At 39.6% G+C, this 14,456-nt stretch carries 15 protein-coding genes; 6 read left to right on the forward strand and 9 right to left on the reverse strand.

The window, feature by feature from the left end; translation table 11 throughout:
- Window positions 1-12: 12 nt before the first annotated feature.
- The 3 genes from bshA (at window position 13) to P8O16_RS07345 (ending at window position 2,779) form a co-directional block, all read left to right on the forward strand.
- Window positions 13-1,149 (forward strand): N-acetyl-alpha-D-glucosaminyl L-malate synthase BshA, encoded by a 1,137-nt coding sequence (gene bshA / locus P8O16_RS07335; protein ID WP_300312767.1) that lies wholly within the window; start codon window positions 13-15, stop codon window positions 1,147-1,149.
- 122 nt (window positions 1,150-1,271) lie between these two features.
- The gene (locus P8O16_RS07340; RefSeq protein WP_300312662.1) at window positions 1,272-1,898 is read left to right on the forward strand and encodes a sterol desaturase family protein; all 627 of its coding nucleotides are present in this window, start codon (window positions 1,272-1,274) and stop codon (window positions 1,896-1,898) included.
- 47 nt (window positions 1,899-1,945) lie between these two features.
- The gene (locus P8O16_RS07345) at window positions 1,946-2,779 is read left to right on the forward strand and encodes an NAD(P)-binding domain-containing protein (protein WP_300312665.1); all 834 of its coding nucleotides are present in this window, start codon (window positions 1,946-1,948) and stop codon (window positions 2,777-2,779) included.
- On the opposite strand, the gene P8O16_RS07350 is transcribed toward P8O16_RS07345, so the two are convergent.
- Window positions 2,776-3,114, reverse strand: coding sequence for a tRNA-binding protein (locus P8O16_RS07350; protein ID WP_300312668.1), 339 nt, complete (start codon window positions 3,112-3,114; stop codon window positions 2,776-2,778). The genes P8O16_RS07345 and P8O16_RS07350 overlap by 4 nt on opposite strands.
- Before the next feature lie 74 nt (window positions 3,115-3,188).
- On the opposite strand from P8O16_RS07350, the gene P8O16_RS07355 reads away from it, so the two are divergent.
- On the forward strand, window positions 3,189-3,539 hold the full coding sequence (locus P8O16_RS07355) for a hypothetical protein (RefSeq protein ID WP_300312671.1): 351 nt from the start codon (window positions 3,189-3,191) through the stop codon (window positions 3,537-3,539).
- 43 nt (window positions 3,540-3,582) lie between these two features.
- Here the strand turns inward: P8O16_RS07355 and P8O16_RS07360 are convergent, their stop codons facing one another.
- The 6 genes from P8O16_RS07360 to P8O16_RS07385 all read right to left on the reverse strand — a co-directional run bounded on the left by P8O16_RS07360 (window position 3,583) and on the right by P8O16_RS07385 (window position 9,473).
- A complete protein-coding gene (locus tag P8O16_RS07360) occupies window positions 3,583-4,320 on the reverse strand; it encodes a 1-(5-phosphoribosyl)-5-[(5-phosphoribosylamino)methylideneamino] imidazole-4-carboxamide isomerase (RefSeq protein ID WP_300312674.1) in 738 nt (245 codons plus the stop codon).
- A 162-nt stretch (window positions 4,321-4,482) separates the two neighbouring features.
- Window positions 4,483-5,514, reverse strand: a complete 1,032-nt coding sequence (locus tag P8O16_RS07365; RefSeq protein WP_300312676.1) for a YCF48-related protein — start codon at window positions 5,512-5,514, stop codon at window positions 4,483-4,485.
- 7 nt (window positions 5,515-5,521) lie between these two features.
- Entirely contained in the window at window positions 5,522-6,436 is a 915-nt protein-coding gene (locus tag P8O16_RS07370) for a TIM barrel protein (RefSeq protein ID WP_300312679.1), read from the reverse strand.
- A gap of 3 nt (window positions 6,437-6,439) precedes the next feature.
- A complete protein-coding gene (locus tag P8O16_RS07375; protein ID WP_300312680.1) occupies window positions 6,440-7,753 on the reverse strand; it encodes a Gfo/Idh/MocA family oxidoreductase in 1,314 nt (437 codons plus the stop codon).
- A gap of 18 nt (window positions 7,754-7,771) precedes the next feature.
- Window positions 7,772-8,752 carry an SUMF1/EgtB/PvdO family nonheme iron enzyme gene (locus P8O16_RS07380; protein WP_300312682.1) on the reverse strand — a complete coding sequence of 327 codons (981 nt, stop codon included), beginning with the start codon at window positions 8,750-8,752 and terminating at the stop codon, window positions 7,772-7,774.
- 67 nt (window positions 8,753-8,819) lie between these two features.
- The gene (locus P8O16_RS07385; protein WP_300312685.1) at window positions 8,820-9,473 is read right to left on the reverse strand and encodes a DUF3365 domain-containing protein; all 654 of its coding nucleotides are present in this window, start codon (window positions 9,471-9,473) and stop codon (window positions 8,820-8,822) included.
- A 223-nt stretch (window positions 9,474-9,696) separates the two neighbouring features.
- On the opposite strand from P8O16_RS07385, the gene P8O16_RS07390 reads away from it, so the two are divergent.
- Window positions 9,697-12,429, forward strand: a complete 2,733-nt coding sequence (locus P8O16_RS07390) for a YCF48-related protein (RefSeq protein WP_300312688.1) — start codon at window positions 9,697-9,699, stop codon at window positions 12,427-12,429.
- Between the two features lie 6 nt (window positions 12,430-12,435).
- On the opposite strand, the gene P8O16_RS07395 is transcribed toward P8O16_RS07390, so the two are convergent.
- Entirely contained in the window at window positions 12,436-12,960 is a 525-nt protein-coding gene (locus tag P8O16_RS07395; RefSeq protein ID WP_075349995.1) for a GNAT family protein, read from the reverse strand.
- An 84-nt stretch (window positions 12,961-13,044) separates the two neighbouring features.
- The gene (prfA, locus tag P8O16_RS07400) at window positions 13,045-14,121 is read right to left on the reverse strand and encodes a peptide chain release factor 1 (RefSeq protein ID WP_300312693.1); all 1,077 of its coding nucleotides are present in this window, start codon (window positions 14,119-14,121) and stop codon (window positions 13,045-13,047) included.
- Between the two features lie 169 nt (window positions 14,122-14,290).
- Between prfA and P8O16_RS07405 the strand changes: the two genes are divergently transcribed.
- Window positions 14,291-14,449, forward strand: a complete 159-nt coding sequence (locus P8O16_RS07405) for a Kazal-type serine protease inhibitor domain-containing protein (RefSeq protein WP_300312770.1) — start codon at window positions 14,291-14,293, stop codon at window positions 14,447-14,449.
- Window positions 14,450-14,456: the final 7 nt, after the last annotated feature.

Here is a 14,456-nt window from a genome sequence, read left to right on the forward strand (position 1 = left end):
CCATATTATATTATGAAAATAGGAATTGTTTGTTACCCAACTTTTGGAGGAAGTGGAGTAGTCGCCACTGAACTAGGAAAGGGACTGGCAAAACTGGGTCATGAAATTCATTTCATCACCTATAGGCAGCCTTCAAGGTTAGATTTTTTTAGTGAAAATCTATTTTATCATGAGGTAGATATTAAGAGTTATCCTCTTTTCGAGCATGCTCCCTACGAACTTGCCCTTGCAAGTAAAATGGTCAGTGTAGTTAAATATGAAAACTTGGACCTTCTTCATGTCCATTATGCGATTCCTCATGCTTCTGCAGCATATATGGCAAAGCAAATCTTAAAAACACAAGGAATTCACATTCCTGTTGTAACTACACTTCACGGAACGGATATTACTTTGGTGGGTAAGGATCAAAGTTATGAACCTGTAGTAACATTCAGTATTAATCAATCAGACGGGGTGACATCCGTTTCTGAGGATTTAAAGAAGGAAACCTATTCGCATTTTGAAGTAACTCGAGACATTGAAGTGATTCCAAACTTTATTGATCTGGAGCGATTCAAAAGACAGAAAAAAGAGCACTTCAAATTAGCAATCTGTCCAAATGGTGAAAAACTATTGGTTCACACCTCCAATTTTCGAAAAGTGAAGCGGGTAGAAGATGTGATTAGAGTTTTTTTCGAAGTAAGGAAAATGATTCCTGCTAAACTTTTGCTCGTAGGAGATGGTCCAGAGCGGGACCGTATGGAGCGATTGTGCAGGGAATTAGGAACTTGTGAAGACACCCGGTTTTTGGGTAAGCTAGATGCGGTAGAAGAGGTTTTGTCAGTAGCGGACTTATTCCTAATGCCTTCCGAAAAAGAGAGTTTTGGACTTGCTGCCCTCGAAGCGATGGCTTGTGAAGTTCCAATTCTTACTTCGAATGCAGGTGGAATCCCTGAACTAAATATTGATGGGGTAACTGGATATGCCTGTAATGTCGGTGATGTACAAGACATGAAAGAAAAAGCACTGTTTATTCTTGATGACAACAACCTGCCAAAATTTAAAGCAAACGCATTGGCAAGGGCTAAAGAATTTGATATTTCTGAGATTTTGCCAAAATACGTAGCTTACTATCATCGGACTATTGAATTGACGATGGCACAAATTTGATAGGAAATAGATTATTATGAGTTAAATCATCCCTTATAAAAGTCGATTTATCTTACCTTTGTAATCAGATAAAACCTTTTTTAGGGGAATACGAATTATTATTTAAGTCACTTAAGTTGCATATGAAAAAGATTGGAAGATTGGAAAAGCCAGACAATTTTGGTTCAGCCCACATGTTCTCCAACCCTATTCTTGAAAGGATTTCGAGAACGCATATATCTATACCTATCACTATGTTCCTAGTGATGGCCCTGATATCATTTTACATTGCCTACACTGAGACTAGTACTTTTATTGGAACAGGAATATTATTATTAATCGCAGGATTTATCTTTTTTACTTTTGTGGAATATTTCATGCACAAGTATTTTTTCCATATGGAACCTAATACGCCGATTAAAGACAAAGTACAGTATAGCATACATGGAGTTCACCATGATTATCCAAAGGATAAAGATCGATTAGCTATGCCTCCTTTTGTGAGCGCTGCTTATGCAGCAATTCTATATTTGATCTTTAAATTGATTATGGGTGATTTAGCTTATTATTTTCTCCCAGGTTTCTTAATAGGGTACGCATCCTATCTAGGGGTACACTACATTGTACATGCATTTCCACCTCCCAAGAATTTCTTCAAAACCCTTTGGGTAAATCATGCAATTCATCATTATAAAGATCCCGATTCAGCCTTTGGAGTAAGTACACCCCTATGGGATATCATTCTGGGTACGATGCCAAAAAAGGATTAATATTTTAAGCCTCCCGAATAGGAGGTTTTTTTATTTTATTTTCAAAAATGAAAGTATCAATCATAGGTTTGGGTTGGCTAGGATTTCCACTGGCAAAATCACTACAATCAAAAGGATTCTCAGTAATCGGTAGTACCACTAGCTTAGAAAAAAAAGAAAGGATTCAAAAACTGGGTATTACTTCAGTTCAGTTGGAAATGGCACCTCATCCGATAGGATTAGGATTCGCACCACTATTTGATGTAGACGTTTTAATCATTACAATTCCTTCAAAATCTAGACAGCAATCCGGAGATTTTTATCTTGAACAATTGAAATATCTAAAAAGCATGATCACCAATTCAAAGGTGAATAAGGTTGTTTTCATCTCAAGCACAAGTATTTATCCGGAAGCTCCAAGACAAAAAGAATATCTTGAATCTGAATCCCTCAATCTGGAAAACACCGGGAATCAAACTCAATTGCGTGGAGAATCCCTACTTCAAGGGGCAAAAGATTATGAACTTACTATCATCAGATTTGGTGGTCTGATGGGAGGAAATCGAATTCCAGGGAAATATTTTGCAGGTAAAGAAAATGTAATGGGACATACCAGGGTCAATTTTATCCATATCCTCGATGCAATTGGAATAGTCGAATGGGTAATCTTGAAAGGACTATGGAACGAAACGTTCAATGGTGTAGCTCCTTTTCATCCCTTTAGAAAGGAGATTTATGAAAGGAATGCGATAGAATATGGATTAGACCCTCCCAAAAGTTATTCAACTGGAATTAGTAGCTTAGACCGCTTGATATCTTCCCAAAAAATCCAAGACTCTGGATATCAATTTAAAACCCCAAATCCTTTAGACTTCGAATACGATCTAAATAAAAGCATTTAATGGAGTTTTGCTCCATTAGGAACTGACCGTTCCACAGACGTAAGTATAACACCTCCACCGTATGCTAAGAATCCTGTGACCAATACTTCAGACATGAAATCAGCAATTTGACGAGGCTTGAAATTACATACGCAAACAACCTGACGACCGATCAAATCTTCAATTTGATAATAATCTGTGATTTGAGCGGAGGATTTTTTAATCCCGACTTCCTCTCCCAGATCCACCCAAATTTTATAAGCAGGCTTTCTTGCTTTTTCAAAGTTCTCTGCTTTGACAATAGTACCGACTCTAAGGTCTATTTTTTCGAAATCTTCGTAATCAATCGTTTGCATAGTGGATATTTTTACTAATTTTAGGAACCTTTTCGCAAAGTCAAAGTTAAATAACAAGACTAGAAATTTTAAAAATGACCGATTCATCCAAATTCCCTTTTAAAAAAATCACCTTTTTCAGCCTTGCTGTATTGGGTTTTTGCTTTTTGCCGGAAGTTTCTTTCGCTCAAGAAGACTTAGGAAAAGTCGAATCAGAGATTTTAAAACCTTCGGATAGAGTTAATCAAGACAATAGTATCAACTTATTGGAAGGTAGTGCTTCTGGGGCTATCCTTAATCCCAAACAGACTGTTATAATTCAAAAAGGAGCAGCAGTAAAGAAAGAAAATCCATTAGTGGGAGAGGGTAAAAAGTCTGAACCGGCACCTTCCACTCTTAACTTCAATATTTTTCTTTACATCGTTGACAAGTTTAAAGCAGATTAAAAAATATAAAACGCATAAAAAAAGAGGCTTAATGCCTCTTTTTTTATGCGTTCTCAGAATTAAATTTTTCCAACTCTTCTAGGGAAATAAGCCCCTCGTAATAGGCTCTTCCAAATACTGCGGCTGTCACCCCCATTTCCTTAAGTTTTCTGAAATCATCTATGCCTCTTACTCCACCGCTCGCAGCTAAATGGATTGATGGAAAACGATCTCTTATTTTTTGGAAAAGAACAAAATTTGGACCTTCTGCTATCCCGTCACGACTCACATCAGAGCATTTTAAGTATTTTAATCCTCGCTCGTGAAAGAATTCAATGTGATCAAAAAGATCAATTTCAGTCTTTTTTAACCAACCTCTTATTTTGATTTTGTAATCTGCCGGATTGACGTCAGCAGCTAAATTTATTTTTTCCCTACCGTAGGAAAGTAAAAATTGCGCAAAGCGCTCAGGATTATTCGCTGCTATAGAACTTACAGTAACTGTAGCAGCTCCAAATTCAAAAGACTTGATTACGTCTCCATCGGTTGTAATACCTCCAGTGAAGTCAACTTTGAGATCTGTGTATCCAGTGATTGCTTCTAAAATATGATAATTTTTTGGCTCGCCTCTTCTTGCACCATCAAGATCAACCAAATGAATCCGCTTCAGACCGATGGACTCAAAAGCTTGGGCAATTTCAAGAGGATTATCCGAAATTACCTTCTCAGTGGAGAAGTCGCCACGCTTTAGGCGGACGCATTTTCCATTAATTAACCAAATCGAAGGGACTATTTCAAACATTACAGTGGGGTTTTCTAAATTATTAGTATTGGTTTTTAAAACCGGTGTTCAAAGATAATACAGGATAGGATTCTTCTGTAAAACTTCAAATCTATTCTTTCAGATTTTTGAATAAATAATCCGGTAAATCGAATATACTATAATAAATCTTGGATTTTATTTTCAATATTTCAATTTAGCAACTTTCCCATTGGCTCCTGAAGCCCAAATAGAGGCTTCTGTGTGACCGATTTTCACAGAATGAAATCCTTCTTGAGAGAAATTTTGCCAAAAGACTCCGCCATCCTTTGAAAAATCGGAGCCACTAGGCCCCACCGCTATTAGCCAATCCAATCCTGGAAAAAATGTCACACCAGATCGATACCCTTTAGGAGGACTCCCTACTTGAATCCATTCCTCTTGATCCAGAACAAATTTTCCGAAATTTTTAATCGAATCAGTTTCCTTTAAGTAGTCTCCCCCTACAGCGAATAATTGATTTTTCCCGATGGCAGTAACTGCAAATATTCCCTGAGAACTTTCGCCTTGAATTAAAATAGAATTATACTCTCTCCATTGATCTCCACCATTTTCAGAAATATAAAGATTAGCCTCAGACCCTCCACTTCCTAAAATCAACATCTCCTCAATTGCCAGTAAAGAACTTGCACTAGCAGCAAAGCCTGCCTCACCAAATGCTGCATCTGGAGGATTCAGCAAAGAATACCAAGTCTCCCCCTTATTGACTGTCTTTAATACAGTCCATTTACCATTCACTGGATCACCAATCACATAACCGGTGTCCTGATTGGCAAAGGAAATTCCATCCAAAAATGCCTGATCACTTTCCCGATGTTTCAACTCCCAAGTTATACCTCCATCAGCTGTTCGATAGATTACAGCCGGCTGACCAGCAGAAACTGCAACAGCATTTTCAGCATCAAATGCGTGAATTGACCTAAAATCGACAGTATCCAATCCCGCAATGACTCCATGATCCCAGGTTTTTCCACCATCTAAAGTCCGCAGCCAAGTACCATTACTTCCACTCGCCCAAGCAATATCTTTAGTCAATGGAGAAAGTCCACGCAATGACGATTTGACGGGAGTTTGAAATACTTCCCATCCTTTTGGTGCTTCTGGTATTGGCTCCGTATGGGTTGAACAGGAAAAAAGCGCTCCTAAAAAGGAAAGCGCTATTAAAAATTGTCTCATTCTTTATTTAATTCTTTATATCAACATTTCTATATGCGGCAATTAGAGCTTTTTCACCTTCTATACCTGGACCAGCATTGCCATGCTCCATACCCATCACTCCCTTGAATCCTTTTTCATGAATAAATTTAAAGACATTCTCAAAATTGATTTCTCCGGTGCCTGGCTCTTTTCGTCCAGGATTATCACCGATTTGGATGTAAGCTATTTCATCCCAGGTTTTATCCATAGTAGCAATCAAATTCCCCTCATTCCGCTGCATATGATAAATATCATACAGAATCTTACAACTTGGACTAGCCACCGCTTTACAAATCATATGACTTTGATCAGCATGTCTCAGGAAAAGCTCCGGAGTGTCACTCAGTGGCTCCAGTACCATAACGAGTCCATGTGGCTCAAAAATCTCTGCGCCCCTTCTAAGCGCCTCTATTACATGCCCAGTTTGAATACCAATAGGTAAACTACGGTCAAAGAATCCAGGCACCACAGTCATCCATTTAGCATTGACTCGCTTGGCTGCCTCAACTGATTGGCGGCAAGTAGCGAGAAAAGTATCTATAAACTCTTGCTTCCCAGTGGTAAGAGATATTTTCCAATTATCTCCGCCGTCTACTACAAAAACACCCATCCTCATACCTAACTCGGAGAGCATGTTCCCAATTTTAGTCTGATCCTCAACAGATCTTTTCAGCAGGCCATTATCCTCTAAGGACCTAAATCCCTGATCAGCCATAAATCTCAACTCATCAAAAATTCCTCCTGGAGCTGAGTTTTTGAACATTCCAAAATGTGGAGCAAAGTCCATATTAAATGTAGGTTCGGCACTATTCCTCGCAAACGAAGAAAAACTTGTGGCACCGGAAACTCCTAAAACAGTCCCACCCAATCCAATTTTCTTTATAAATCCTCTTCTTTTCATGATCTAGATCACTTTAGTTTTTCCTGGAATCGCATGTGGGTAATAGCCATCAGGACCTGGTAAAATTTTTGGCATCGCATCCCAGGCCAATTTCTCAGGGAAAAGATCCACAGAGCCATTTAAAGCTTCATCCCATGTCAATGGTTTTCCAGAGTAGGTGGCATAACGTCCCATAATGGAGGTCATCGTACTTTTAGCAGCATTCTCTGCATCTGCAAATTTATATTCACCTTTGAAAAGCGTAGCCCATAGCTCGTCATGCTCTTGTTGATACGGGTTGGGCTGATTGTCTCTTGAGTGATTGTAAAGTTCCTTCCCCTTCCAATCCGTCAATATTCCGTGGTTTCCTGCACTTAGATAAGCCCGACCATTAGTGCCCTGGAATGTCTCGTCTACCCGATTGGCAGCTCCCGGAAAATGGCGGCACTCGCTGTGTATGACAGAGCCGTCTTCGTAAGTAAATGATACCACGTGGTGATCGAAGATTTCTCCATTCTCCTTCCCAGTTCTCACTAATCTTCCTCCTGTCCCTTCAGCTTTTACAGGATATCCTTTCTTAACCCAATTAGCTACATCAATATTATGCACATGCTGCTCAGTGATATGATCTCCGCATAGCCAATTGAAATAATACCAGTTACGCATTTGATATTCCATTTCAGTCTGACCTGGCTGACGCTCTCTTACCCAGACACCGCCATCATTCCAGTACACTTGACCACCGGTAATTTCACCTATTGCCCCGTCATGGATCTTGGCGATAGTGTCCCGATAATTATTCTGATAATGGCGCTGCAGGCCCACCACTACATTAAGCTTTTTAGCCTTTGCCTCCTCAGCAGCTTTCAATATTCTCCGGATACCAGCTGCATCCGTAGCTACTGGTTTTTCCATAAATATCTGCTTGCCTTGCTTGACAGCTTCTTCAAAATGCATCGGTCTAAAACCTGGAGGTGTAGCCAAAATCACCACATCAGCAGCTGCAATTGCTTCTTTGTAACCCTCAAATCCCACTAATTTCATTTCCTCCGGAACAGCTACTTTATCTGCACCATATTTTTCTAAAATCAACTTATGGCTATTATCTAATCGGTCTCTAAAAGCATCTGCCATTGCAACCAGCTTGATTGGATGACCAGTTTCCATTGCCTGAAATACAGCACCAGTTCCTCTTCCGCCACATCCTATGACGGCAAGTTTGAGTTCATTCACAGGAGCCGCGTATGCGCCTGGAAGAACAAATGGGGATGCAAGAACTCCACCGGTCACCAAGGCTCCGGTTTTGATAAAGTCTCTACGGGAATTAGAGTTTTTCATAATTGGGTTATTTTAGGTTTAATAATCAGTTATTGGGCTTGCTGTATAATAGTTTTTAATTAATTCTGGTGAAGGTGGATTGAGCGGTCTAACTATTCTAATCCCCAAAAAGGGAGCTTCTGGAAACCACCATTGGCTTTTTGGTATTTGTGGATCAATTCGCTTCCAGTCCGGAGAGGTTTGAAAACGCTTTGTAGCGCTAAGCTCATCTGCTGCTGTAGCAAAACTTCCTCCTCTTACCACTCTAGAATAGAGTCTGACTGGAGGATTCTGAGGGTTTAGAGAATTTGATTTTTTATAAAATTCAGGATCATACAAATCATATGTCCATTCCAAAACATTCCCATAGATATCATAAAGACCCCAAGGATTTGGCTTTTTGGTTCCGATTTTCTGAGTAGATTCTTTTGAATTTTCTTTGATCCAAGCATAATCTATTAGTTTACTTGGATCATCTCCAAAGAAAAACCTAGAATTGGAACCTGCTTTTGCTGCATATTCCCATTCAGCCTCAGTCGGGAGTCTATAGAAAATCCCGGTCTTCAGGTAGAGCCAATGGCAATACTGAATGGCTCCATACTGGGTCATACCAACTGCAGGTTTACCTTCCTTACCCATTCCAAAAGTCATATCCAGATATGGCAAACTTGGTCTACTTAATCCATCCACAATCTCTCCTATCGGCTCCTCAGAGATAGCTAATTCATAGTTTTTGTCCAAAAAAAGCTCGAAAGCTTCCCAAGTGACTTCATGGGTTCCCATCCAAAAGGAATCTAATTTTACTTTATGAGCAGGTTTTTCATCCTGGTTATTAGAATTATCATTCCCCATTAGAAACTCACCTTCTGGGATAGGAGTCATTTCAAAAGTCACTTGAGTCCCAGGTATTTTTTGGGTGTACGCTTCAAAAAGAGAATCCCTATTTGAAATGAAACTGACCAGATAGCCAGCAAAACCCAAGAATCCCAGGAAAATAAAAGTTCTTTGAAAAGTACTCATATGTTTAATAGGTAATTGAAATACAATTAGATGCTAAGAAATATTATCCAGATTTATAGAACGGGATTTATAATCGGTTCACAACTTCTTTTTTTGGTATTCGAATAGACCACATTCCCCTTAAATCACCAATTTGGTGACCTTTGGCTTTATCATTTGGGTAGATTGAATCTATCTTTTGAAGCGTTTTGGAATCTATTTCCTTACTTGGGTCGCCATGACAACTCAGACAAAAGGCACCGGGAATTACGATAGCTTTAGTATATAACAATACGTCACCATTCTCTATCTTTTGAATACTAGGTTCGCTCTTGATCCCGTTTTCCGCATTGTATTCATAGGCTTCCAGAAGTGGCTGTTCGTCTTCGTTGGGTTGATCTGCAGGGTTGCGGTATCGATTTGAAGCCCTACGAATACTAACGTTATATTTTTCGGCAACTTCATTCAGAAGTGAAGTGGCATTGACATTACAAAATTCAACTGCACCGTCTACTCCCTTATCAGCGATTGCTTTTTGCAGATTGGATATCAATTGGACTTGCGCTTCAGTGGCAATCGAATCTCCCCAGACCATTGCTTCCTGCACAATTTCAAAATCTGAAAGTTTTTTTACTTCCATTTTCTCATTTACTGCCTCAAATACCTCTTTTGAAACTCGCTCCTGAGGGCCACAGGAACAAATTAAGAGTGCAGGAATAATCAGTTTTACTAATACTTTCATTTTTCTTTTCATTTCTATTCTTCTAAAGCTACAAATCTCGGATCAAAATAGAAATCCAGAATGAGCCTTTTAAACAAGCTATATCAAGATACCACTTTGACAACTAGCAAAATCACGTATTTTTGTTTTAAATCCCTGAATCTAAAGAATGCGAAAATTCTTACTTCTATTTTGCTTATTTTTTATTGGTTCCATTTCCCTCTGGGGGCAAACTTGGACTCGCATGCAAAGTTGGGGACTTGACTTTGAATCCATAAACTGGGTAGATGCCGATTTAGGATTTATTGTAGGGGAAAATTTAATAATTCGAACCACAGACGGCGGAGTCTCTTGGAAAGAATATCCGATTACTTTTGAAGGCAAGCTAAAGGACGTAGATTTTTGGGATAAGGACCTTGGAGTCGCTGTAGGAGAAAATGGATTGATTTTTAGAACCAGTGATGGCGGTGGGAATTGGATAAAAATCAGTCCCCCCACTACCTCCAATTTATTGAGTGTTGCTTTTTCAAACTCGACCAAACTTATAGCTACTGGAGAAAACGGGCTAATTTTTCGCTCCGAAAATGCAGGCCAGACCTGGAATTCTATTCCCTCGGGATCAGACCTTAGTTTAAACGACCTATTTATCGTCAATCAGGATACTGCCTTTGTAGCTTCAAATGAAGGGAAAATCCTCAGGACTTATGATGGAGGATTACAATGGACTTCAATTAATTCTGGACAATCTCAAAACCTGAAAGGGATCACTTTCTCCACAGCCCTAATTGGATATGCGGTAGGAGATCAAGGAACAATACTGAAAACAATCAATGGAGGTGAATCATGGACTGCTGCTCCCTCAATTGTAACCACCGAATTGAGGAAAGTATCTATCAGTCCAATAGACATTAGAATCATAACTATAGTAGGAGAAAATGCTACTGCCTTACGATCCACGAATTCTGGGGCAAGTTTCACTAAGGCAAACCTTGGAGCAACCAATCAAAGAAATTTGATAGCTCTTGCTTTCAAGCCTAACTCCAATTTAGTGATGGCAATAGGTCAGGATGGTTATTTAATAAGCTCAACCAATGCTGGGAGCAGCTATACTCAGAGACTCGCAGGGATAAGGACCAATTTCTCCGGAACGGATTTCAAATCAGATAGAGCTGGCCTTATTTCAGGTGAGAATGGTCAATTTTTCTTAACTACTAATGGGGCAGTTAGTCTCACAAGTAGGCCTGTCCCCGGAAGTTTAGATCAAGTGAGTCTTGATTTTTGGAATACTTCTTTTGGATATGTATCAGGAGAAGGCGGCAAAATGTATAGAACCGGAAATAGTGGATCAAGCTGGGTATCTGTTCCCGCTCAAACTAGTGAAACTATAAATGACTTTTACCTTTTTGCCCCATCTGTCGCTTACATTGCAGGAGGTAATGGCTACATCGCAAGATCATTTGATTCAGGAGGTACTTGGGATTCAAACATTGCAACCAACACTTCGGAAAACCTTCGCGATATAACTTTCTTCGATTTTCAAGTTGGTTTTGCAATGGGCGATAATGGTCAAATCAGCTGGTCAAACGGTGGGAACATCTGGGAAAATCTCCCAAAACTCACCTCCGAAAATTTAAATGCCCTTGCTAAAGTAGATTCTTCCACCGCAATAATTGTAGGAGATGCAGGGGTGATATTAAAGTCAGAAGATAAAGCTAAAACATGGAGAAGAATTAAATTAGATGAAACTGAGAACCTAAATTCTGTAGATTTTTGGGACGAATTTATTGGATTTGTAGTGGGCGACAATGGAAAAACGCTCCAAACCAAAGACGGAGGAGAGACTTGGGTTGAAATATCAAGTGGGACAACCAGAAACCTGACTTCAGTAAGCGCAGGCAACCCAGTCGTTGCATTTGCTGTGGGCGAAGATGGTACAATTCTAAATTACAGATGTGTTCCTCCTACAGATGTGAGCGAAGTACTTGGTCCCCAGAATAGCTGTCTAACAATGCAAAAATATTCGATTTTGGATAGTCCAGTAGATGGATCTGAATTGGTATGGAGGGTCGATGGAGGAATTATTATAGGCGGTCAAGGAAGCAGTGAAATTGATGTAATGTGGACTATCCCTGGTAAAAACGGAGTCTTTGTCAGCAGACAAAACTTCTGTGGTAATGGTGAAACCTCCTTTATGGAGGTATTGGTGGATGATTTGGCATCTTCTGATCTACAAATTAGCGGTGATGGTAAAGTCTGTAAAGAATCTGTTTATTCTTACTCTGTCCCTGTCAAATCAGGTGTCACTTATAGCTGGACAGTAACTGGAGGCGAGATTTCTTCAGGTCAAGGGAGTGCATCAATCTTAGTGGAATGGTCCTCGGAAGGGAATCAGCTAGTTTCGGTAACCCAAGAAAATAGCTGTGGAAAGGCTAACCCTATAGAGCTTCCTATCTTTGTAACAGCAGCTCCCCCTCAACCTAGCGAGATTGTAGGGGAATCCCAGACAGGACTTGGAGTTCAATTCTATGAAGTCGAACTTCAAAATGAAGTAAATTTCAAATGGGAAATCTCTGGAGGAGGCGTCATTGAACGAGGACAAGGCTCCAACAGGGTTCTAGTATCATGGCAGAATGAAGGGGATTTCCAACTCAAAGTGACCCCGCAAAATGAGTGTAATGAGGGAGTTGCCAGAGTTCTTGACGTAAATGTAAATGTCATCACAGCTCTGCCAGAAAAAGAAATCACAGGAATTAAGATTTATCCCAATCCTTCCTCCGGGATAATTTTCATTGAATTTGAAGGCTCCTCTAGTTGGGAATCACTACTCTTGGTAAACTCTATAGGTCAAGAAATCCAATCATTTCAGCAAACAGGAACTATGGATCGGATTCGAATAGAGAATTTAAAAAAGGGGCTATACATCATTCAGCTTCAGAGCAAGAACTCAATAAGCCAATACAAAGTAATTGTGAATTGATGATGATTATTGCTCTCCTCGAATTCTCACATACTGAAAAATATCCCCTACAATCCCATTTTTAATAAACGCTTTTTTCAAAATAGCTTCAGGAAAATAGCCTGCCTTTTCTAATACGCTCATCGATTGACCATTGAAATCATATACTTGAGCATAGATTCGCTGTATATCGAATTTTTGAAATATAAAATCTGAGTAAAGTTTAATTGCTTCTGTGGCAATTCCTTTGCCCCAAAAAGGCTCGCCTACCCAAAAGCCTAACTCCATATTCGTTCTAAGCTCATCCTTACCTCGCTCTGAGCCTACAGATCCTGCTAGCTTACCTTCAAATTCAATTGCAAAATTTTGAGGAGGATTGAATTTTTGATTATGCTCAATCCAGTGCCTCGCATCATGAATGGTATAGGGCTGAGGATAGCTATCGCGTAGATTCATAGCAATCTTGGGATTATTAGCCAGTGGATAGAGCTGATGAAAATGAGCTTCATTCCAGCTCACCAAATTGATTCCTCGTTCTCCAGTAATAATCATAAAAGTTTGATTGTTAATTGTTCAAGATAATAGGCTATTCTTAGAAAAAATAAATTTCTAAGGGATTTTATACAAATTGTATACCTATTCTTCAATCCCGCTTGTCTGCATTTTTTCAAGGTTTTCTGCAAACCTCAATGCGGATATAAATTCACCAATTTGCCCATCCATGACCTCAGGTAGGTTATAGACTGTCTTGTTGATCCTATGATCTGTCACCCTTGACTGAGGATAATTATAAGTCCGGATTTTATCCGAGCGATCACCACTTCCTACCATAGACTTCCGTTGGGCACCTACTGCGTCATTATGCTTTGCCAATTCAATCTCATAAAGCCTAGAGCGAAGGACTTTTAGTGCCTTTTCAAAGTTTTTGATTTGAGACTTTTCATCTTGGCAGGTTACTACTAACCCAGTTGGATTGTGAGTCAATCGAACAGCTGAATAGGTTGTATTTACCGACTGACCACCAGGGCCAGAAGAACAGTAAGTGTCTTTTCGTACGTCATTCATATCAATGTTGACTTCCACCTCATCCATCTCAGGAAGCACCGCAACTGAGGCCGCAGAGGTGTGTACTCGTCCTTGGGATTCTGTGGCCGGAACACGCTGCACTCGATGAACACCTGATTCGTACTTTAGCATCCCATATACATCTGCTCCCGAAACTGTGGCAATGATTTCTTTATAGCCACCAGCTGTCCCAAAAGTCAAATCTAGTACTGTCAGTTTCCAACCCTGCAATTCACAGAATCGCTCATACATTCTGAAAAGATCACCGGCAAAAATGGACGCCTCATCTCCTCCTGCTCCTCCACGGATTTCCAAAATACAATCTTTGGAGTCATTGGGATCTTTGGGAATCAAAAGTTGTTTTAACTCTTCTTCCAACTCAATTTTCCTAGGTCGTAGTTCTTCCAATTCAGACTTCGCCATTTCGCGAAATTCAGCGTCTTTTTCAGTATCTAAAATTTCCTTCGAACTGGTTAAGTTTTGTAAGACAAGCACGTATTCATCGTAGATCTTTACGATTTTTTCCAAATCCTTATATTCTTTGTTGAGCTTGGCATACTTACTCATATCTGCCATAGACTCCGGCATTACGATCAATTGACCAACTTCCTCAAATCGTTCTTTAATAGCTTGTAATTTATCCAGCATAGTTTTTTCTTCGCTCTACAAAAATAGGAATTTTTATTTGTGCTAATTCTAAACTGACATTCGATTACTGCGTTTCAACGGAGTAATTAAATAACTTCTCATTTTGAAAAAACTCTCCTTTTTCGTTTTTCTACTGATATCTATTTCAGCATTCCAATGTGAGGATCAAATGCCAATTGATGATTGCATTGACCCTGAAAAGATTAGGACAGGTATTTGCACAATGGATTACAATCCCGTTTGTGGCTGTGATCTAAAAACGTATAGTAATGCCTGTTCAGCTGATCTTGCCGGGGTCAAATCCTGGACTTTAGGAGAATGCAAGTAAAAAGGCT

Source organism: Algoriphagus sp., assembly GCF_029254265.1.
Taxonomy (GTDB): Bacteria; Bacteroidota; Bacteroidia; order Cytophagales; family Cyclobacteriaceae; genus Algoriphagus.

Bases quoted from the DNA above. Each gene is read 5' to 3' on its own strand.
- P8O16_RS07360 (WP_300312674.1), bottom strand. From the start codon at position 4,320: ATGTTTGAAATAGTCCCTTCGATTTGGTTAATTAATGGAAAATGCGTC.
- P8O16_RS07345 (WP_300312665.1), top strand. From the start codon at position 1,946: ATGAAAGTATCAATCATAGGTTTGGGTTGGCTAGGATTTCCACTGGCA.
- P8O16_RS07390 (WP_300312688.1), top strand. From the start codon at position 9,697: ATGCAAAGTTGGGGACTTGACTTTGAATCCATAAACTGGGTAGATGCC.
- P8O16_RS07370 (WP_300312679.1), bottom strand. From the start codon at position 6,436: ATGAAAAGAAGAGGATTTATAAAGAAAATTGGATTGGGTGGGACTGTT.
- P8O16_RS07385 (WP_300312685.1), bottom strand. From the start codon at position 9,473: ATGAAAGTATTAGTAAAACTGATTATTCCTGCACTCTTAATTTGTTCC.
- P8O16_RS07375 (WP_300312680.1), bottom strand. From the start codon at position 7,753: ATGAAAAACTCTAATTCCCGTAGAGACTTTATCAAAACCGGAGCCTTG.
- P8O16_RS07350 (WP_300312668.1), bottom strand. From the start codon at position 3,114: ATGCAAACGATTGATTACGAAGATTTCGAAAAAATAGACCTTAGAGTC.
- P8O16_RS07405 (WP_300312770.1), top strand. From the start codon at position 14,291: ATGCCAATTGATGATTGCATTGACCCTGAAAAGATTAGGACAGGTATT.
- bshA (WP_300312767.1), top strand. From the start codon at position 13: ATGAAAATAGGAATTGTTTGTTACCCAACTTTTGGAGGAAGTGGAGTA.
- prfA (WP_300312693.1), bottom strand. From the start codon at position 14,121: ATGCTGGATAAATTACAAGCTATTAAAGAACGATTTGAGGAAGTTGGT.
- P8O16_RS07355 (WP_300312671.1), top strand. From the start codon at position 3,189: ATGACCGATTCATCCAAATTCCCTTTTAAAAAAATCACCTTTTTCAGC.
- P8O16_RS07395 (WP_075349995.1), bottom strand. From the start codon at position 12,960: ATGATTATTACTGGAGAACGAGGAATCAATTTGGTGAGCTGGAATGAA.
- P8O16_RS07365 (WP_300312676.1), bottom strand. From the start codon at position 5,514: ATGAGACAATTTTTAATAGCGCTTTCCTTTTTAGGAGCGCTTTTTTCC.
- P8O16_RS07380 (WP_300312682.1), bottom strand. From the start codon at position 8,752: ATGAGTACTTTTCAAAGAACTTTTATTTTCCTGGGATTCTTGGGTTTT.
- P8O16_RS07340 (WP_300312662.1), top strand. From the start codon at position 1,272: ATGAAAAAGATTGGAAGATTGGAAAAGCCAGACAATTTTGGTTCAGCC.